Origin of the sequence: Burkholderia sp. AU39826, assembly GCF_020419965.1 — a bacterium.
In the GTDB taxonomy this organism is placed as follows: Bacteria; Pseudomonadota; Gammaproteobacteria; order Burkholderiales; family Burkholderiaceae; genus Burkholderia; species Burkholderia semiarida.
Window position 1 is genome coordinate 19,251 of record NZ_JAIZQG010000010.1, and the last position, 18,422, is coordinate 37,672.

16 protein-coding genes are annotated in these 18,422 nt (G+C 62.3%); 8 read left to right on the plus strand and 8 right to left on the minus strand.

Going from position 1 to position 18,422, the window contains the following annotated elements; all coding sequences use genetic code 11:
- The first annotated feature begins 12 nt into the window (after positions 1-12).
- The 4 genes from LGM42_RS18450 (at position 13) to LGM42_RS18465 (ending at position 2,254) form a co-directional block, all read left to right on the plus strand.
- Positions 13-780 carry an ABC transporter ATP-binding protein gene (locus LGM42_RS18450; RefSeq protein ID WP_060311811.1) on the plus strand — a complete coding sequence of 256 codons (768 nt, stop codon included), beginning with the start codon at positions 13-15 and terminating at the stop codon, positions 778-780.
- An 81-nt stretch (positions 781-861) separates the two neighbouring features.
- Positions 862-1,296, plus strand: a complete 435-nt coding sequence (locus LGM42_RS18455) for a cupin domain-containing protein (protein ID WP_226232837.1) — start codon at positions 862-864, stop codon at positions 1,294-1,296.
- Positions 1,297-1,586: 290 nt separating this feature from the next.
- Positions 1,587-1,724, plus strand: a complete 138-nt coding sequence (locus LGM42_RS18460; RefSeq protein WP_164728222.1) for an HHHH-motif protein — start codon at positions 1,587-1,589, stop codon at positions 1,722-1,724.
- 62 nt (positions 1,725-1,786) lie between these two features.
- Complete coding sequence (locus LGM42_RS18465) at positions 1,787-2,254, plus strand: DUF3761 domain-containing protein (protein ID WP_060311496.1); 468 nt, start codon at positions 1,787-1,789, stop codon at positions 2,252-2,254.
- Positions 2,255-2,360: 106 nt separating this feature from the next.
- Here the strand turns inward: LGM42_RS18465 and LGM42_RS18470 are convergent, their stop codons facing one another.
- The gene (locus LGM42_RS18470) at positions 2,361-3,716 is read right to left on the minus strand and encodes a polyhydroxyalkanoate depolymerase (protein ID WP_226232838.1); all 1,356 of its coding nucleotides are present in this window, start codon (positions 3,714-3,716) and stop codon (positions 2,361-2,363) included.
- Positions 3,717-4,004: 288 nt separating this feature from the next.
- Here LGM42_RS18470 and LGM42_RS18475 point away from each other — a divergent pair, with 288 nt between their 5' ends.
- Positions 4,005-4,667 carry a glutathione S-transferase family protein gene (locus tag LGM42_RS18475; RefSeq protein ID WP_060311492.1) on the plus strand — a complete coding sequence of 221 codons (663 nt, stop codon included), beginning with the start codon at positions 4,005-4,007 and terminating at the stop codon, positions 4,665-4,667.
- 272 nt (positions 4,668-4,939) lie between these two features.
- Positions 4,940-6,802, plus strand: coding sequence for a methyl-accepting chemotaxis protein (locus LGM42_RS18480; protein WP_060311491.1), 1,863 nt, complete (start codon positions 4,940-4,942; stop codon positions 6,800-6,802).
- A 572-nt stretch (positions 6,803-7,374) separates the two neighbouring features.
- Here LGM42_RS18480 and LGM42_RS18485 read toward each other — a convergent pair.
- On the minus strand, positions 7,375-8,970 hold the full coding sequence (locus LGM42_RS18485) for a TIGR04141 family sporadically distributed protein (RefSeq protein WP_226232839.1): 1,596 nt from the start codon (positions 8,968-8,970) through the stop codon (positions 7,375-7,377).
- A gap of 465 nt (positions 8,971-9,435) precedes the next feature.
- On the opposite strand from LGM42_RS18485, the gene LGM42_RS18490 reads away from it, so the two are divergent.
- Complete coding sequence (locus LGM42_RS18490; RefSeq protein WP_059575284.1) at positions 9,436-9,732, plus strand: hypothetical protein; 297 nt, start codon at positions 9,436-9,438, stop codon at positions 9,730-9,732.
- 200 nt (positions 9,733-9,932) lie between these two features.
- Here the strand turns inward: LGM42_RS18490 and LGM42_RS18495 are convergent, their stop codons facing one another.
- From LGM42_RS18495 to LGM42_RS18505, 3 genes are all read right to left on the minus strand, one after another.
- On the minus strand, positions 9,933-11,174 hold the full coding sequence (locus LGM42_RS18495; RefSeq protein ID WP_226232840.1) for a metal-dependent hydrolase family protein: 1,242 nt from the start codon (positions 11,172-11,174) through the stop codon (positions 9,933-9,935).
- A 12-nt stretch (positions 11,175-11,186) separates the two neighbouring features.
- On the minus strand, positions 11,187-12,503 hold the full coding sequence (locus LGM42_RS18500) for an MFS transporter (RefSeq protein WP_059575287.1): 1,317 nt from the start codon (positions 12,501-12,503) through the stop codon (positions 11,187-11,189).
- 140 nt (positions 12,504-12,643) lie between these two features.
- Entirely contained in the window at positions 12,644-13,555 is a 912-nt protein-coding gene (locus tag LGM42_RS18505; RefSeq protein ID WP_226232841.1) for a LysR substrate-binding domain-containing protein, read from the minus strand.
- Between the two features lie 189 nt (positions 13,556-13,744).
- On the opposite strand from LGM42_RS18505, the gene LGM42_RS18510 reads away from it, so the two are divergent.
- Complete coding sequence (locus LGM42_RS18510; RefSeq protein WP_226232893.1) at positions 13,745-14,176, plus strand: TIGR02594 family protein; 432 nt, start codon at positions 13,745-13,747, stop codon at positions 14,174-14,176.
- A gap of 46 nt (positions 14,177-14,222) precedes the next feature.
- On the opposite strand, the gene LGM42_RS18515 is transcribed toward LGM42_RS18510, so the two are convergent.
- From LGM42_RS18515 to LGM42_RS18525, 3 genes are read right to left on the minus strand one after another with little or no spacing between them, the layout of a single operon-like run.
- The gene (locus LGM42_RS18515; protein WP_226232842.1) at positions 14,223-15,659 is read right to left on the minus strand and encodes an efflux transporter outer membrane subunit; all 1,437 of its coding nucleotides are present in this window, start codon (positions 15,657-15,659) and stop codon (positions 14,223-14,225) included.
- A gap of 17 nt (positions 15,660-15,676) precedes the next feature.
- Positions 15,677-17,251 (minus strand): DHA2 family efflux MFS transporter permease subunit, encoded by a 1,575-nt coding sequence (locus tag LGM42_RS18520; RefSeq protein ID WP_059575295.1) that lies wholly within the window; start codon positions 17,249-17,251, stop codon positions 15,677-15,679.
- Between the two features lie 13 nt (positions 17,252-17,264).
- Positions 17,265-18,359, minus strand: a complete 1,095-nt coding sequence (locus LGM42_RS18525) for an HlyD family secretion protein (RefSeq protein ID WP_059575297.1) — start codon at positions 18,357-18,359, stop codon at positions 17,265-17,267.
- Between the last annotated feature and the right edge of the window lie 63 nt (positions 18,360-18,422).

The following is an 18,422-nucleotide window of genomic DNA, read 5'->3' on the forward strand; positions in this document are numbered from 1 at the left end:
GAAGGACTCCGCATGTACAAGCTTACCGTTGACAACCTGCACAAGAAATTCGGCGACAACGAGGTGTTGAAGGGCGTGTCGATGAAGGCGAAGGCCGGCGACGTGATCAGCATCATCGGCTCGAGCGGCTCCGGCAAGAGCACGTTCCTGCGCTGCATCAACTTCCTCGAACAGCCGTGCTCGGGACAGATCACGATCGGCAGCGAGCCGATCCAGACCACGCGCGAGCGCAACGGCTCGCTGCGCGTGGCCGACCAGAAACAGTTGCAGCGGATGCGCACGAAGCTGTCGATGGTGTTCCAGCACTTCAACCTGTGGGCGCACATGACGGTGCTCGAGAACGTGATCGAGGCGCCGATGGCCGTGCTCGGCGTCGGCAAGGACGAGGCGATCGCGCGGGCGCGCAAGTATCTGGAGAAGGTCGGGCTCGCGCCGCGCGTCGAGGGCATGTATCCGTCGCACCTGTCGGGCGGCCAGCAGCAGCGCGTCGCGATTGCACGCGCCCTCGCGATGGAGCCGGAAGTGATGCTGTTCGACGAGCCGACATCCGCGCTCGACCCGGAGCTGGTGGGCGAGGTGCTGAAGGTGATGCAGAAGCTCGCCGAGGAAGGCCGCACGATGGTCGTCGTCACGCACGAGATGGGCTTCGCGCGCAACGTGTCGAACCATGTGATCTTCCTGCATCAGGGGAAGATCGAGGAAGAGGGCGATCCGCAGCAGATTCTCGTGAATCCGAAGAGCGAGCGGCTCAGGCAGTTTCTGTCGGGACGGTTGAAGTAAGCCCGCGCGCGTTTCGCGCCGCCGCAAACTGGAACGCTAAATGCTTGTCTCGCGTGATCCTTTCGATGAAGGAGCACCGCGATGAGCACGCCGACCACCACTGCTTTTTCCCACGTGAAGCCGCAGGACACCGCCTTTCAAGGCGAGGGCCTGCGCGACTTCTTCCTGTACCGCGATCTCGGTATCGCCGCCGCGACGAACGGCAAGGTCGTCGCGCAACTCGTCAGGGCCAATCATGCACCGGAGGCGGGCACCGGCTGGCACCGTCACGAAGCCGAATTCCATATCGTGATCATGCTGAAGGGCTGGGCGCGCTTCATGTACGGCAAACAGGAAACGCTGGTGGCCGCCGGCGACTGCGTGCATCAGGCGCCGGGGATCGTCCACTACCTGTTCGACTACTCGCCGGACATGGAGTACCTGGAGATCGTCGGGCCCGCCGACTTCAAATCGATCGACGTTGAAGGCCCATGCGCGGTGCCGGAGCCGACGCCGTGGGGTGAGGCCAGTGCGTAGCGTGCCGGTTGGGTGTGCGTTTTCGACGAACCGCCTTCGGGCGGTTTTTTATTGCTCCGCCGGCATCCGCGACTTACCTTCCGCTTCGGCCTATTGATTCGAATTCCAAACGGCCCCGAAGCTGAAGAGTCGGAAAGAAAAGAAAGACATTCGTCAGCTTCGGCCGTCGATTGGCGATGCGCTGTCAAAGATCGTCAATTGCACGCCGGTGCGGTGCACGGCCGGTCGATGACCGGCGTTAAGGAGGTACCAGCCGGATCACCGGCTGACCTATCCGGGAGAGTTCCACCATGAACCGCATCGCGAAGATCCTGACGGCAACCGCACTGGCTTGCGCCGTGCTCGTGCCGGCACTGGCCGAGGCACATTCGCACCGCGTGTGCCACGTCGACCATCACCACCACCGCGTGTGCCGCTGGGTGCGGTAACCGTGGCTGTTCCCGGGGAGGTCCCGGACGGTTTCATCATTCAGGCAATTCAGGAGAGGACCATGAAAAAAACGATGTTGATCGCCGCGCTGGTCGCCGGCATGGGTGTGTCGATCGGTGCGTTCGCGCAGGTTCCGGCCAGCGCTCCGGCCGGCACGACCGGGCTGTGCAAGGACGGCTCGTTCTACTCGGGCGCTTCGAAGAAGGGCGCATGTGCAGGCCACAAGGGCGTGAAGACGTGGTACGGCGCCTCGGCCGCTGCCGCGGCGAGCGCACCGGCCGCCGCGCCGGCAACGGCGGCTTCCGCAGCGCCGGCATCGGGCACCGCACCCGCGAAGAGCGCCGCCGCGACGACCGCGGCCGCAGCGCCGGGCGGGGGCGCGGGCAAGGTGTGGGCGAACGATACCTCGAAGGTCTATCACTGCTCGACCGACAAGTACTACGGCAAGACGAAGCACGGCAGCTACATGTCGGAAGCCGACGCGAAGGCGAAGGGCTACCATGCGTCGCACGGCAAGGCTTGCTCGTAACGAGCCGGCCCGGCGCGCGAGTGGTCCGCTCGCGCGTCGTCCGGATGCTGAAGCAAACATCGCCCCGCCGCGCCGGCGGGGCGATTCACTGTGGCGCCAACCGCGTTCAGTGCGCGTGATCCGATTGCGCTTCGATCGCCGTATCGATCCGGGCCGTGCGCGCATCGAGCAGCGCGCGCAGCGTGACGTAATAGGCGCCGCTTGTGTCGCCTTCCGCATCCGCGGTGCGATCGTACGGCTCGTTGTCGTGAATCGTCGCCCGCACGATCGGATAGATCTGCGTTTCCCACCGGCTGCCGTTGAACACGCCGTAGTGCCCCACGCCCGTCTGTACATGGTGCGTTTTCAGGTACGACGGTAACCCCGAACACAGTTCCTGCGCGGCCACCGTCTGGCCCACTGCGCAGATATCGTCTTTCTCGCCTTCGATCGTCAACAGCGCGGTGCGATGAATCGCCGCCGGTTCGACGAGCGTGCCGTCGACGGTCAGCTCGCCGCGTGCGAGCGCGTACTGCTGGAACACCTTCTCGACCGTTTCCAGATAGAACTCCGCGGTGAGGTCGGCCGTCGCGAAATATTCGTCGTAGAAATGCCGCAACGTGTCGGCTTTCGCCGGGTCGCCTTTCGCGCGTTCGTAGTACAGATCGGCGAACGACGACGCATGCCGGTCCGGGTTCATCGACATGAACGCGCCGACCTGCACGAAGCCCGGATACACGCACCGCTGCGCGCCGACGAAACCTATCGGCACCACGCTGATCAGGTTGCGCGCGAACCAGTCGATCGGCTGGCTCGTCGCGAGTTCGTTGACCTTCGTCGGATTCACGCGGCAGTCGATCGGGCCGGCCATCAGCGTGAGGCTCGCGGGTTGTGCCGGATCGCCGCCGGCCGCCATCAGCGAGACCGCCGCGAGCGACGCGACGGTCGGCTGGCAGATCGCGAGCACGTGTGCGTCCGGGCCGATGTGACGGATGAAGTCGATCACGTGTGTGACGTATTCGTCGAAACCGAAACGCCCGGCCGCCAGCGGGATGTCGCGCGGGTTGTGCCAGTCGGTGATGTACACGTCGTGATCGGCCAGCATCGTGCGCACCGTGCCGCGCAGCAGCGTCGCGAAGTGCCCGGACATCGGCGCGACGATCAGCACGCGCGGCTGGCGCGCGACCGGCCGCGCCTTGCGGAAATGCAGCAGCGTCGCGAACGGCGTGGCCGCGGCCGCTTCCTCGACGATCGGCACCGTTTCGCCGTCGACGACGACCGACGCGATCCCGAACGGCGGCCGCCGGTGCGAGAACGCGCAGCATTCGAGCAGTTCGCACAGCGCGTCGACCATGCGGTCCGTCGGTGTCGACGTCGCCGGCGGCCACAGCGACATCGTCGCGCGCGTGGCGGCTGCCCATGCACGCGCCGGGCGCAGGCATTCCGCAGACCATTGATAAAACGGATAGGCAAGCAGATTCATCAGACCGCCGCTCGTGACGCCGCATTGCAGGGAACGAGGCAAGCCGTATGCCAGCATGCGGCTGGCACGCGCGTTGCAGCGGTTCGGGAGCGCGGCGACGCGCGCGGTAGGTGATGAGCGGGCGAAGGCGATGCATTGCCTTGCTGGTCGGGCGCGCGACACCTGTCGCGATGCCGTGTGACGGTGCGCCACTTCGGCGAGCGGATTGCACGGGCGTGGTGCGCGCGGTCATGCGGCGCGTCCGTTTACGGTGCAGGGGTACGAACGACATTCAGCAGGGTGAGCGACATGGAATCCAACGCACGGACGACGCTGACCATCAGCAGCCGCAATTACTCGTCGTGGTCGATGCGCGGCTGGTTGCTCGCGAAGCTGAGCGGGCTCGCGTTCGAGACGATCAGCGTGCCGATCGATGCGGCGTCGCGCGCGGAGCTGCTGCTGCTGTCGCCTTCGATCCTCGTGCCGTGCCTGACGCACGACGGCAACGCGGTGTGGGACACGCTCGCGATCGCCGAATACCTGAACGAGATCCACCCACAGGCGCGGCTGCTGCCCGACGACCGGCATGCACGCGCGCATTGCCGGTCGATCTGCGGCGAAATGCATTCCGGCTTCAGCGCCTTGCGATCCGCGCTGCCGATGAACCTGCGCGGGCATTTCCCCGGCTTCCGGATCTGGTCGCGCGCGCAGCACGACATCGAGCGGATCGTGACGATCTGGCGCGAGTGCCTGGCCGAGTACGGCGGCCCATGGTTGTTCGGGGACGAGATCGGCATCGCCGACGCGATGTATGCGCCGGTCGTCACGCGCTTTTTGACCTATGACGTGAAGCTCGAACCGGACGTCGCCGAGTACTGCATGCAGGTGCTCGCGCACCCGTTCGTCGCCGAGTGGATCGACGCGGCGAAGGCCGAGCACGAAGACATCGACGAACTCGATATGGAGTTCTGACCTGACGCGGGCGATCGTGGCAGGCATTTCAATGCTCGTCGCGGGGGACGATGCGGCATCAAGAGCGGGAAACCGGCGCGTGACGATTTCCGTCGCGTATTGATTGGCGTTCAGGTTTCGCCGTTTCTGCCTATATAGGCGGTCGCATATGCCAGCCCGACAACAACATAACGAATCTCGAATGATCGATATCTGAAATCAGCGATGCGGTTCTGCGCCCGCATGCCGATAACCCAATCTGGCTCAGACCGAGCGGTTATCGAGGGTTCCCCATGCATTTCTGGCGCAAGCTTTCCATTCAGAACAAGCTGATTCTCAGCATGACGAGTTGCCTGCTCGTGTTCGTCGCGATTTCGAGCGGGCTCAGCGTTCGTCTGATCGGCAACGCGGTGCGCGATCGCGTCGTGCGCGAAGAACTGCCGACCGCCGTGAACGGCATTCGCGCCGACGTGCAGCGCCAGATGGCCGGCCCGATCGCCGCGTCGCGCATTCTCGCGCGCGATGCGTTTCTGCTGCAATGGGAAGCCGACGGCGAACCCGATGCCGGCACGCGTAACTGGATTCAGCTTGCGAAGAACGTGAAGGACGAGCAGAAGGCCGCGTCCGTGCAGTGGGTGTCGGTGAAGAGCGGCAACTACTACAACGAAGCTGGCTTGCAACGGAAGGTGACCGACAAGGATCAGTGGCTGACCAGCTTCCTGTCGTCGGGCAAGGCGTACGACGTGAACATGGATCGCGAAGTGACCGTCGGCGGCTACATGATGTTCATCAACAGCCGCGTGGAACTCGACGGCGTGCCGGTTGGCGCGGCAAGCATGAGCCTGTCCGTCGATGCGCTTGCGAAGGGGATCTCGGCTTACCGGATCGGCGACACCGGGTTTGCGTATCTCGTGCGTCCCGACGGCGCGATCATGATGCATCGCGATACGTCGCTGATCGATGGCAAGCATTTCCTGAAAGATGAGCCGGGACTGCCGGGCGATGCGTCGTCGACGCTGCTTGCGGGCAAGCCGTATGCGTACCTCAGCTACGAGGGCGATGGCGGCGCGCGCTTCATCGCGACGTCGTTCATTCCGGAGCTGAATGCGTATGTGGTCGTTCAGGTGCCGCAGGCCGAACTGCTCGGGCCGGTGACGCGTGCGATCCGCAGCGCGGCGCTGGTGGCGGCGGTGGTGGGGCTTGGGGTGGCGTTGCTCGTGATCTGGCTGGTGGGGCGTGCGATCGCCGCGCCGATTCGCCGCGCGGCGACGCTGCTGTCGGAGATTGCCAGCGGTCAGGGCGATTTGACGCGCCGCATGGCGGTGGAGAGTGAGGACGAGATCGGGCAGTTGTCGGATGCGTTCAATCGGTTCGTGTCGTCGCTGTCGACGCTGGTTCATCGGATTCGTGCAGCTTCGGCTTCGATTGCGACCGGGTCGGCGCAGATTGCTTCGGGGAATGCGGATCTCAGCGAGCGCACCGAAGCGCAGTCGAGCAACCTGGAGCGGACGGCTTCGTCGATGGAAGAGATCACGGCCGTGGTGCGCAACAACACAGAGACGGCGACGACGGCCGCGAAGATGATCAACGGCGCGGCGGATACGGCGGCGCGTGGCGGGCAGGTGGTGGGCGAGGTCGTGACGACGATGGAGCAGATCAGTAACGCTTCGCAACGAATTTCCGAGATCATCGTGATGATCGACAGTATTTCGTTTCAGACGAATATTCTGGCGTTGAATGCCGCGGTGGAGGCGGCTCGGGCGGGGGAGCAGGGGCGCGGGTTTGCTGTTGTCGCTTCGGAAGTGCGGAATCTGGCGCAGCGTAGCGCGCAGGCGGCGAAGGAGATCAAATCGCTGATCGAGCACAGCGCGGGGACGGTGGGTGCCGGGTCGCGGCTCGTGAGTGAGGCGGGGAAGGTGATGAGCGATGTTGTCTCGCAGGTTCAGGGCGTTAGCGCGATGATGAGCGAGATTGCGGAGGCTAGCCTGGAGCAGAGTGCCGGGATCGATCAGATCGGGGATGCAGTGCAGTCGCTCGATCAGATGACGCAGCAGAATGCAGCTTTGGTTGAGGAAAGCGCGGCGGCCGCGGAGAGTTTGAAGCAGCAGGCGGCGGAATTGACCAAGCTGGTTTCGGCTTTTAAGGTGGATGAGTAAGGAGGGGCGGGAGTGCGGCTTTAGGTGATTCTAAGAGCGTCTGCCGTGGGGCACGGTAGCCGCTCTTGTTAGTGGCAGGGGAAACTATTCGCCATTTGCGGCACAGATGCTGGTGATCGATGGCTGACGCGGTTGTTCGATAGCACACGCGTGCTCCGATGTCGTTCTACTGGACTAAGAGTTCGGAAAAATGGTGGCTACGAAGCAGTAAGAGGCAGCCGGTCGAGTGTGGCGGCGAATTGAAAGGAGAGATCGGATGCTGCCCAATTCGGCACCATATTGGCCGGCTGCACTAATATCAATGGATAATTATCTATTGATCGCGTCAATTACATTGAGTAGATCGGCGGCGATGCGATTTTCATGACTGTTGCCTTGAAAATTGACAGTTCCGGTATTGAAAATATTCATAACTAGACCGCAAGGAAAATTTACTTTTGTTTGCAAGTGGGTCGGGTTTGAGAACTCTGCTTGAGGATGCTTTTGTTTCACGAAATCGATCAGCATATCGGTGTTGCTGCATTTTAACGCCACTCTGTTTCTCCTTGGTTGAGTGTGGTGGTAAATTTTTTCTAAACAGCTTGAAATTGTACATTGAAGCCCCCTTTTTCAAGTTCGCGAAGAAGGCGAGCTATTCCGCATTTTGCAAAAAATGGAAGTTGGTTAAGATTTTTTCCCATTAGAACTAGACACAAATTCCACTCGTGACGTTTTGGTTGCGTACTCATCCAGTCGACACTCCACCCTTTGCCAACAGCTTTTACTCGGTGAAGCAGTTTTTCTCGATACCCGGGATCCGGCGAGAAGAAGATTTCCGCTGTCCGTCTGACTTGTTCGCATAAGTGACTGACACCGGCAGATCCGGCTGGATGCTTGACAAAATACAGGGTTTTGGTCGGTAGGTGCATAATGTCACAAAATTCAAAGCGTGATGCTCCTCCGCCAAAATTAATCAATTCCTTGTCAAATAACCAGAGATCCGAGTTCACGCTGCACGCGGCGATGTTGTAGTCCCCTTCATGATCGGAAAAATTCCAATTGATGAGGGGAAGAGCTGGAGCGGTGAGGGTCGATAAAGTGATGTTGGTATCTTTAATAAATTTTTGTCCGGTGGAATACCAGATTCCTGATGACAAGACATGCGTTGTCTTGTTCAGGTCGACTTCCGTTCCTATGCATTGATACAGAGAGCAGATTGCGAATTCATTTTTTTCCTCATCAAGGAGATGAACGGCAGTACTCTTTGCGGAATCTACGTTTAAATCATAGCCCTTGGACGACAAGTAACTTTGCCAGCTTGAAAATGTAAGATATGGTGATGTTGCAACGTTTTTGGTCATGCGGCCAATAACGAAGTGATGTGCGTATGGGCTATCGCCATTACGTTCGGTTGGGGCGGATAATGAAATTTTCTGCTCAGGATTTGAGTGAGAGAGGATTTTTTCGAGCTCGGTATTTAAGCGAAGAATCTTATCTTCGTCTTTTACGGGAACCAAGTTGTTAGCTTGAGGCCATCGGCTACGATGTTCATTCGAATCATAGCGCTGAATAATAAGATCAAGTGTGTCATTCAGCTTCGAGATCGAAAGTTCGAATTTGAATGACGTGGCACCACTTACTCGACCGCCAAACGCATCTTTGTAGCAATCTTCAGGAACTCCTTCCATGCCTGCCACGAGATCTCGATCGGCTTCAAAACCAAATTCGCGAATGGCAGCGGCCCGTGGGGCACGTTCGCTCGCTATATGACGTCGCGCAAAGACTTGTTCAGCACGAACCTCTCTAAGTTGACCTTGAGGCACAACCGCCTGGACAACAATTTTTCCAAAATCTGGCTCGATCCACTCGCTTTTTACTTTGGTATGGCCATACCCGAACGTAAACAAAAATGTCTTGCCGCCACGCCATATCCATAGCAAAGCTCCAGGATATTGGCTTTGAAGAGATGGAGTGCTTTTGTCTAAGAGCAGTGACGTGAGCAGATTGCGCCACTTTGGCGTATCGGTGGCAGCGGGCAGCTCATACAATGCTCCTTCGAAGGTTTCGATGTCCAAGGGATACTCAGCAATGCTCATGCTTTTGATTAGTTCAAGCGCCTCGTCCGTCTTGGATTTCTTGAGCAAATAAATACTCGCCGAAAGACGAGTTCCCCCGTTGTCGTTTGTCATCGTGCCCCCGATTAGCCCTAGTGTTGGTATCTGCGCTTTTTGTCTTCAGAGAATTTTACATATTTTTCTGGAACGTGCCATGAGGGGAGGCCGCAAAATGGGTAGTGGTGGTGTATCCAACAGTCCCTTCTACCTCAGTTGAGGTCCGATAATTAGTTAAATGAAACTCATTCGCATGACGGTTTTTTAGCACTCCGGTCCCTATGCCCTTCGGCCAAGCCCCCTCAATTCCCTAATTCTGAGATACCAGCCCGACTACACTAGTCATGAAGCCTTGCTTCTCACCATCGGAAGCCAAACGCGATCCCTCCGCCCCGATGGTCAAAAGAAAGCCGTCTTGCCCAACAAGACCCAGCGAAGAGGGGAGAAAGAAGGGGAAACCCGAGGCAACAAAGAAGCGCGGGCCGCATGGGCGGCAACCCATACGACCCGCTGACCACCACCAACTCGCCACAGGAGTCGGAAATGGCTGACGCCAATACTAAGCCACGTCGTAGAAAGAACAAACCCGTCAACATGCAAAAGACGTTTGAGCTGGTCCTGCGCAATTACCCGGACCTTCCCAAGCGGGGCTGGCCGTACCTGCCGTGGATGCAGGCGATCGACATTGATTTCAAGATCTTCGGATTCAAGCCTGGCGACCGCGTATACCTGGACACCAACTACGTGACCCGGCAGATCACGATCACGCCGGACTACAGCCAGTTGGCGTTGCGAGAGCAGTCGTACCACGATCCTGACCGGGGACCGTCGCCGCTATAACGTCTGCAAGGGCTGCTTGATGCGGCTCTAGCGACTGGGACGCAAGCGTTTCCCGAATGCGCTTGACCGCCGGGGCGACACCGCCCCGGCCATTGTCTCGAACGCCGCGACTCACACCGATAGCCATCGTCAACAACTGTCACGACTGCAAGGCCCGTGAGACCGCACCGCGCCTGCCGAAACTACCGAATGGCGTCACATCACCGCCCGCTGGCCCGCCGCTTCACAACCGTTCCGCGCTGCAATACATACTCGACCCGCGCCTCTTCATCGGCAACGACTCCGATATCCTCGAGCGGATTCCCATCCAGCACGACGAGATCGGCGATTGCCCCCACGGCAACCACCCCAAGCTGCCCCGTCATATTCACAATCTCCGCCGCCACCGTTGTCGCCGACCTGAGCGCTTCCAGATTCCCAAGCACCTCCGCCCGAATCCGGAACTCGCCGGACTGAAACGCATGCATCTCGCCGAGCAGATCCGACCCGAACCCCATCTTCACGCCGGCCTTTGCATAAATCTCGAGCGACTCGCGTCCTTTCTGCTGCACGGAAGCCACCTTCGCGATGGAGTCCGCCGGCATCCCGAACTCCGCTCCATGTTTCGCCAGCGCGTCATAAGTCACAAGCGTCGGCACCACGAACGCCCCCCGCTCATGCATGAGCATCGCGGCCGCTTCATCCACGAGATTCCCGTGCTCGATCGTCCGCACGCCGCATCGCACGGCTCGCGCGATCGCCCGCCCCGTATACGCATGCGCCATCACATAAGTATTCGCGGCTTCAGCCTCATCGACGATCGCCCGAATCTCGTCCTCCGAATACTGCGTGTTCGCGATCGGATCGGTCGGCGAAGCCACGCCGCCTGACGCCATGATCTTGATCTGCGTCGCACCTTTCTGAATCTCCTCGCGCACGGCGAGCCGCACGCCTTCGACGCCATCGACCACTCGCGCAATCGCCCCCGTCCTGAAACAGCAGGAGCAGGGCTCCAGCACATCGCCGCGCGGCCGGAAATCCCCATGCCCGCCGGTCTGCGACAGCGCCTTCCCCGACGGAAAAATCCGCGGCCCCGGAATCAGCCCCGTTTCGACCGCCTGCATCAGGCTCCAATCCGCGCCGCCCGCATCCCGCACACTGGTAAACCCACGCGACAACATCGCATCGAGAATCGGCAGCGATCGAATCGCCGCGAGAATATTCGGCTGCGTCGCATTCGCGCCAAGGTTCGCATTCGACGCCAGCACATGCACATGGCAATCGATGAACCCGGGCATCACGGTTTTGCCGCGCACGTCGATCACCTGCGCATTCGGCAAATCCACCGGCCGATCGGTGACTTCGACGATCCGCTCGCCTTCGATCACGACATGATGATGTTCGAGCAACACGCCTCGTTCGAGGTCGAGCACGTTGCCGCCTTGAAGTACGGTAATGGTCATGAGGAAAAATCCTTATCGAGTCGCGGAAGCCGCACGCTTCGCATCCTTCACGAAGCGCGTGCCGACGAAACTGACGGCCGCCGCGAGCATCACGTAGAACGCGGGCGCCATGTTGCTGCCGGTGCGGGCGATGAGCCACGTGATCAGGAACGGCGCGAACCCGCCGAAGATCGTCACCGCGAAGTTGTACGCCACGGACAACCCGGTCGACAGCACCTTGGTCGGAAACAGCTCCGCGAACGCCGCGAGGATCGGCCCCGTATAGGTCGCGATCAGCACGCCGAACACGGCCTGGAACACGATCAGCGACGCGAACCCGGGCGCATGGTTGATCCACGAGAACATCGGCCACGCGAGCACGAGAATCGCGAGCGCCGAGCCGGACAGGAACACGCGCCGTCCCCACGCGTCGGCGAGTCGCCCGACGATCGGCGAGCAGCACATGATCATCAGCCCGCCGACCATGCCGGCCGTGAAGCCGGTCGATTGCGGCAGATGCAGCGTGCGCACGGAATAGGTCGGCATGTAGAACAGCAGTACGTAGGTGCAGACGGTCCACAGGATGACCATCGAGAAACTCGCGAACGTCTCGCGCGGATACGTGTGCAGCACTTCCTTCAGTGGCGAGCTTTCCTTCGCCTGCGATTCGACGGCGCTGAACGCGGGCGTCTCGTCGATATGGCTGCGAATGAAGTAGCCGACCGGCCCGACGATGATCCCGAGCAGGAACGGCAGCCGCCAGCCCCAGCTATGCAGCGCCTGCGTGTCGAGCGACGTCGTGACGAACGTGCCGGTCGCCGCACCGAGCAGCACCGCGAAGCCGATGCTCGACTGGATCCAGCTCGAGTAATACGCGCGCTTCTCCGGCGGCGCGTATTCGGTGAGGAACGCGGTGGCGCCGCCCATCTCGCCGCCGGCCGAGAAGCCTTGCAGCAGCCGCGCGACGACGATCATCAGCGGCGCGGCGATGCCGGCCTGTTCGTAGGTCGGCGCGATCCCGATCAGCGCGGTGCCGGCCGCCATCAGCAGGATCGTGAGCGACAGCGCGGCCTTGCGCCCGACCTTGTCGGCATAGACGCCGAGCACGATGCCGCCCACCGGCCGCATGAAGAAGCCCACGCCGAACGTCGCGACGGTGAGCAGTACGGATGTCAGTTCGTTGCCGGTCGGGAAGAACAGCTTCGCGATGATCACCGCGAAGAAGCTGTAGACGGTGAAGTCGAACCATTCGAGGCCGTTGCCGATGACGGTCGCGACGATGGCGCGGCGGCGCTGTTGCACCGCCGCATCGACGGAAGGCGCGGCGCGCGGGGAAAGCGTTCCTTGCATGGTCTCTTCCTTGGTCAGAAGGCGGGACGGCTGCCCCGCGTGAATCCCATACTAAGGAGAGCCGGATTTTTTTCTGAAACGAAAGATTCGCATGCAGGCATGCGCTGCACGCATGCGTCGTGTTCGGGCGTTCGGGGCATTCAGGCCCCGGTCTGCTGCTCCGCCTGTTCGAACAGCCAGCGTGTGAACAGACGGGCGGCCTGGTTCTGCGCGCGGTCGTTCGGCGAGATCACGTAATAGCCGCCGCCGTGGCTCGCGGACGCCGCCGTCACGCGCACGAGCAGCCCGGCTTCGATGCATGCGTCGATCATGTAGCGCCAGCCGAGCGACACGCCCTGGCCGAGAATCGTCATCTGCACGATCTGCGGATAGGAGTTGATCGTGATGTCCTGCGGCTGCGCCTTCTGCCGGTCGACGTCGTTCATGTCGAACCATTCGGACCACGACATCCATTGCCGCTGGCCGTCTTCGAGGCGCAGCAGCGTTTCGTTCGCGAGATCGGCCGCGTCGAGCGTGCGGCCGGCCAGATAGCCGGGCGCGCAGACGGGGAACACTTCTTCGTCGAACAGCCGGCGTGCGGTGTATTCGGCCGGCGCCTGCTGGCGCACGTAGTAGACGCCGACGTCGAATTCCGCGGGCGACATCGATGCAAGACTGTCGCGCACGATCAGGCGCAGCTTGATGTTGGGATACGTGGCGCGAAAGTTCGGTAGCCGCGGCGTGAGCCACAGCAGCGCGACGCCGGATGAGCACGCGATCGTCAGTTCGAGATCGCCGTACGGCTTCATCACGTCGTGCGTGGCTTGCGCACATTGCGTGAGCAGATGGTGGACTTGGGCCGCGTATTGTTCGCCGGCGATCGTCAGCCGCAGCGAACGGTGTTCGCGAACGAACAGCGAGCGGCCGAGGAATTCCTCGAGCTGCTGGATCTGGCGGCTGATCGCGCTTTGGGTCAGGTGCAGTTCGGCGGCGGCTTTCGTGAAACTCGCGTGCCGCACGGCGGCTTCGAACGCGATGAGGCACTGAAGAGGCGGCAGGGGCGTGATGCGCATGGCGGGCAGGGAGTCGAGGGCGCTGCCTCCATGATACGGGTGGAGGCGACGGAAATCGTAATCTGTGAAGAGCGTCGTGGATCCGCGATATTCGTGCGAAGATTGAGCGAAACAACACCGACACGTTCCGAGAACGACGTGACCCTATCAAACCCTGAGAGCAAAGTGAAAGCCGTCCACCCACCCTGGATGCCCGTCGCGCTGGCCGAACTCGGCATCCGCCGCCACCCGCCGGGCAGCATCAACGCACGCATCGTCGAATACAACAACCAGACGAACCTGGTCGGCTACGACGACAAGATTTCCTGGTGCTCGTCGTTCGTGAACTGGTGCATGGCGCACGCCGGATTCCGCGGCACCGGCTCCGCGCTCGCACGCTCGTGGCTGGAATGGGGAAAACCGCTGGAGCGTCCGGTGTACGGCTGCATCGCGATCCTGACGCGTGACGACCCGACGAGCTGGAAAGGGCACGTCGGTTTCTACCTGCGTCACGACGCCGAACACGTCCATCTGTTCGGCGGCAATCAGCTGGAAGAGGTTCGCGAACTCGCGTACCCGCTGAACGAAGTGATCGGATACCGCTGGCCGATGCCGGATAACCACGGCGCCGTGCTTGAGTAACGGTGCGAGCCGTCGACGCGGCCTGCATCCGTATCAGGCATCGGCTTCAATTCTTCGCGACGGCCTCCACCTCCGGCCCACCCGCCGCATCATTCCGGCTCCACCCACCCCCAAGCGACCGATACAACGCCACCGCCGCCAGCGCATGCTCGCGCTTGACCTGATTAAGCGAATCCGAATCGCGCAGATACACCTCCTGCGCCGACAGCACATCCAGAAAGTCCGTCGCGCCACCCTTATAAAGCTGATTCGCCAGCCCAAGCGCTTTATCGGAAGCCGCCAATGCACTATCGAGTCGCCGCGTCGCCTCATCGGAACTGACCAGATTGGCGCGCGCATCCTCGACTTCCCGCAACGCTTGCAGCATCGTCTGTCGTAACCCGAGTTCGGACTCGCGCATCCGGCTTTCGCTCTGCGAGATATCGGCGGTAATCCGTCCCGCGTTGAAGATCGGGCTCGTCGCACTCAACGCCGCGCTGAACAGGTTATCGGTCAACGTCGGCAACCCGAGATACGAAGCCGCGAGAATCCCGTCCGTCAGGTTCAACGAAAACTTCGGATACCGTTCGGCCTTCGCCACGCCGACTTGCGCCGCACGCCGCTCGACTTGAGCATAGGCAGTCAGCACATCCGGCCGCCGCAACAACGCTTGCGAAGGCAACGTCCCCGGCGCGCCCGCCGGCGGCGCGGGAATCTCGCCAGCCTGCGCCAGCACGAGCCGATCGACCGATTCCGGCGTGCGCCCGGAATACACGGCAATCAGATTGAGCTGATGCGAAATCTGCGCCTGCGTCGGCGGAATCCGGGCTTCGAGTGCATCGAGCTGGTTCTGCGCCCGCGTCACGTCGAGTTCCGTCGACAGCCCGAACGCCTGCCGCTTGCGCGTGAGTTCAAGTGCATGCTGGCGGATCTTCGCGTTGTCCTGCAGGATCTTCAATTCCTGCTGCGCCCAGCGCAGATCGACATACGCGGATGCCGCATCGGCCGCGAGCGCGAGCCGCATCGCATCTTCCGCATGCTTTTGCCCGACCAACTCCGCTTGAGCAGCAAGCAGATCGAGCCGCTCTCCGCCGAACACATCGGGCGACCAGCTCAGCGCGAGCCCGGCGCCCGCCTGCCGCACGTAGCCGAGCGGCGGCGGCGTGTTCTGCCGCGCATCGGCCGCGTGCGCGGTCGCGTCGAGTTCGGGCAGCAGCACCGCGCGCTTCTGCACGGTCAGCGCCTGCGCCTGCTTCACGCGTTCGGCCGCGGCTTGCAGATCGAGATTGCCGTCGAGCACCGCGGCGATCAGCTTGTCCAGCACGGGATCGTGGAATTGCGCCCACCACGCGGCGGCGTCGATATCCGCGCGCGGCACATTGGTATCCCAACCATCGGGCGCGAGCGTTCGAACCGAATCCTGAAGCGCCGGATGCTGCGCGGGCTGCACCGCGCACCCGGCGGCGAATGCGCTGACGGCCAGCGCGACGAGTAGCTTCTTCATGATGATGATCCTTGGCCTCAGTGCGCGTCCGGCGGCGGCGCGTTCAACGTAATGGGTTTGGAAAACACGACGGCAAGCAGCGCGACGACGAAGCACAGCGACAGCGCGTAGTACGCATCCGCATACGTCAGCGTCAGCGCTTCTCGGTAGATCAGCCGATGCAGGTTCGCGAGCCCGGCCTGCGCGGTATTCAGCGTATTGCCGGCCACCGATCCCCAGTACGCGGCCTGGCGGTCGAGCAGTGACGCGATCTGCGGTTCGCCGGCGCTCACGTGCTCGTTCAGCCGCAGATAGTGAAAATTCAGCCGGTCGTTCAGCATCGTCGCGCTCACCGCGATGCCGATCGCGCCGCCGAGGTTGCGCATCAGGTTGAACAACCCGCTCGCCGATTTCAGCCGCGACTGCGGCAGCGAGCCGAGCGCCATCGTCACGATCGGCGGCACGCTGAATTGCTGGCCGATGCCGCGCAGCGCCTGCGGCAGTAGCAGTTCCCGCCAGCCCCAGTCGTGCGTGATCGGCGTATACAGGTAGCAGCCGAGGCCGAAACAGATCAACCCGAACACGAGCAGCGCACGCATGCTGAAGTAGCGCGCGGCGAACGCATACGCACACAGCGCGATCAACTGGAACGCGCCGACCGACAGCAGCGCGATGCCGATCTGCAACGAGCTGAACGCACGCACCTGCGCGAGAAACAGCGGCGTCAGGAACACGGTCACGAAAATCCCGATGCCGGTCACGAACGACAGCAGGCTGCCGATCCCGAAGTTGCGCACGGCGAGCGCGCGCAGGTCGACGATCGGATCTTTCGCGGTCAGCGCATGCACGATGAACAGGAAGCCGCATATGCCGGCGATCCACGCGCAGATCACGATCGCGTCGTCGCCGAACCAGTTCTTGCGCGGGCCTTCCTCGAGCACGTATTCGAGGCAGCCGAGGAAGCCGGACATCAACGCGATGCCGAGATAGTCGCCGCGCTTGATCAGGCTGAGATCAGGCGCGTCGATATGCACGTAGCGCGGCACGAGCACGGCTACCGCGATGCCCGGCACGAGGTTCAGGTAGAACAGCCAGTGCCACGACCATTGGTCGGTGATCCAGCCGCCGATCACGGGGCCGATCGCCGGCGCGAGCGACGCGAGCGCGCCGATGGTCGTCGACGCGATCAGCCGCTGCTTGCCGGGGAACAGCACGAACGCGGTGGTGAACACGGTCGGGATCATCGCGGCGCCGAGCGCGCCCTGCATGCCGCGAAACAGGATCATCGAGTTGATGTCCCACGCGAGCCCGCACAGCATGCTCGTGATCGTGAAGCCGACGGCCGACGCGGCGAACAGCCAGCGCGTCGACATCACCTTCGACAGCCACCCCGACATCGGGATCACGATGATTTCGGCGATCAGGTAGGCAGTCTGCACCCACGACAATTCGTCCTGGCTCGCGGACAGCCCGCCGCCGATGTCGCGCAGCGACGACGCGACGATCTGGATGTCGAGCGTCGCCATGAAGAAGCCGACGCACATCAGCGCGAATGCGAACACGCGCTGCCTGGTCGGTTGCGACGCGGGGTCGCCGGAAAACGCGGTGGTCATCGTCGGCTCCCGCTCAGTTCTTGTGGTCGGTATGCACGGTCACGACCGCGGAGAGCCCGGGGCGCAGCACGTGCTCGAGGCCTGGCTGCGGATCGAGATGCACGCGCACGGGCACGCGCTGGACGATCTTCGTGAAGTTTCCGGTCGCGTTCTCGGGCGGCAGCACGCTGAAGGTCGCGCCGGTCGCGGGTGCGAGGCTGTCGACGCGGCCGTGCAGGCGCGTGCTCGACGCATCGAGCGCGACGTCGACGCGATCGCCCGCGCGCATCTTGCGAAGCTGGTCTTCCTTGAAGTTCGCATCGATCCACAGGCCGGAGGCCGGCACGACCGTCAGCAGCGGCACGCCGACGTTCGCGAGCATCCCGACGCGGCCCGTGCGGTTGCCGACGTAGCCGTCGACCGGCGAGCGGATCGTCGTGTATTCGACGTTGAGCGCCGCGACGCGCTGCGCGGCGAGCGCGGTGTTCACGCGGGCCCGCGCATCGGCGAGCTGCGCGCCGAGCACGTCGAGCTGCCGCTTCGACGCGAGCAGCGCGGCGTCGCTGCGTTCGACGGCCGCGCCGGCCTTCGAGTAATCGGCGTCCGCGCGTTCGACGATCTGGTTCGATACGGCGTCCGATTTCACGAGCTCGCGGTAGCGCACGCGGTCCGATGCGGCGCGCGTCAGTTCGGCCGACGACGCGTTCTTGTCGGCCGCGTGCTGGCCGATCACCGCGAATTGCAGTTGCTGCTTCGCTTCGAGTTCGGTCACGGCGGAGCGCGCGCTGTCGACTTCGGCGCTGGCCTGTGCGAGCTTCGCGTCGTAGTCGCGCGCATCGAGCTGCACGAGCACGTCGCCGGCCTTCACGCGCTGATTGTCGGTCACGAGGATCTTGTCGACGAAACCGCTGACCTTCGGTGCGAGCACCGTCACGTCACCGCCGACGTACGCATCGTCGGTGCTTTCCTGGAAGCGCAGCACGAACAGCCAGTCGAGCGCGGCGGCCGCGACCACGACGACGACGGCGCCCGCCGCGATGCGCATCCACGGCACGCGGCGTTGTTGCTTCGCGGGCCGCTCGGTTGTGGCTGCTTCGCGTGACGAGGCAGCGTCTTGAGTCGTATCCATCGATTCACCTATGTATATGCACTGATCAAAACGATCGACGTCGTCGTGTCGATCGGGGAAGGG

Bases quoted from the DNA above. Each gene is read 5' to 3' on its own strand.
- LGM42_RS18450 (WP_060311811.1), top strand. From the start codon at position 13: ATGTACAAGCTTACCGTTGACAACCTGCACAAGAAATTCGGCGACAAC.
- LGM42_RS18455 (WP_226232837.1), top strand. From the start codon at position 862: ATGAGCACGCCGACCACCACTGCTTTTTCCCACGTGAAGCCGCAGGAC.
- LGM42_RS18460 (WP_164728222.1), top strand. From the start codon at position 1,587: ATGAACCGCATCGCGAAGATCCTGACGGCAACCGCACTGGCTTGCGCC.
- LGM42_RS18465 (WP_060311496.1), top strand. From the start codon at position 1,787: ATGAAAAAAACGATGTTGATCGCCGCGCTGGTCGCCGGCATGGGTGTG.
- LGM42_RS18470 (WP_226232838.1), bottom strand. From the start codon at position 3,716: ATGAATCTGCTTGCCTATCCGTTTTATCAATGGTCTGCGGAATGCCTG.
- LGM42_RS18475 (WP_060311492.1), top strand. From the start codon at position 4,005: ATGGAATCCAACGCACGGACGACGCTGACCATCAGCAGCCGCAATTAC.
- LGM42_RS18480 (WP_060311491.1), top strand. From the start codon at position 4,940: ATGCATTTCTGGCGCAAGCTTTCCATTCAGAACAAGCTGATTCTCAGC.
- LGM42_RS18485 (WP_226232839.1), bottom strand. From the start codon at position 8,970: ATGACAAACGACAACGGGGGAACTCGTCTTTCGGCGAGTATTTATTTG.
- LGM42_RS18490 (WP_059575284.1), top strand. From the start codon at position 9,436: ATGGCTGACGCCAATACTAAGCCACGTCGTAGAAAGAACAAACCCGTC.
- LGM42_RS18495 (WP_226232840.1), bottom strand. From the start codon at position 11,174: ATGACCATTACCGTACTTCAAGGCGGCAACGTGCTCGACCTCGAACGA.
- LGM42_RS18500 (WP_059575287.1), bottom strand. From the start codon at position 12,503: ATGCAAGGAACGCTTTCCCCGCGCGCCGCGCCTTCCGTCGATGCGGCG.
- LGM42_RS18505 (WP_226232841.1), bottom strand. From the start codon at position 13,555: ATGCGCATCACGCCCCTGCCGCCTCTTCAGTGCCTCATCGCGTTCGAA.
- LGM42_RS18510 (WP_226232893.1), top strand. From the start codon at position 13,745: ATGCCCGTCGCGCTGGCCGAACTCGGCATCCGCCGCCACCCGCCGGGC.
- LGM42_RS18515 (WP_226232842.1), bottom strand. From the start codon at position 15,659: ATGAAGAAGCTACTCGTCGCGCTGGCCGTCAGCGCATTCGCCGCCGGG.
- LGM42_RS18520 (WP_059575295.1), bottom strand. From the start codon at position 17,251: ATGACCACCGCGTTTTCCGGCGACCCCGCGTCGCAACCGACCAGGCAG.
- LGM42_RS18525 (WP_059575297.1), bottom strand. From the start codon at position 18,359: ATGGATACGACTCAAGACGCTGCCTCGTCACGCGAAGCAGCCACAACC.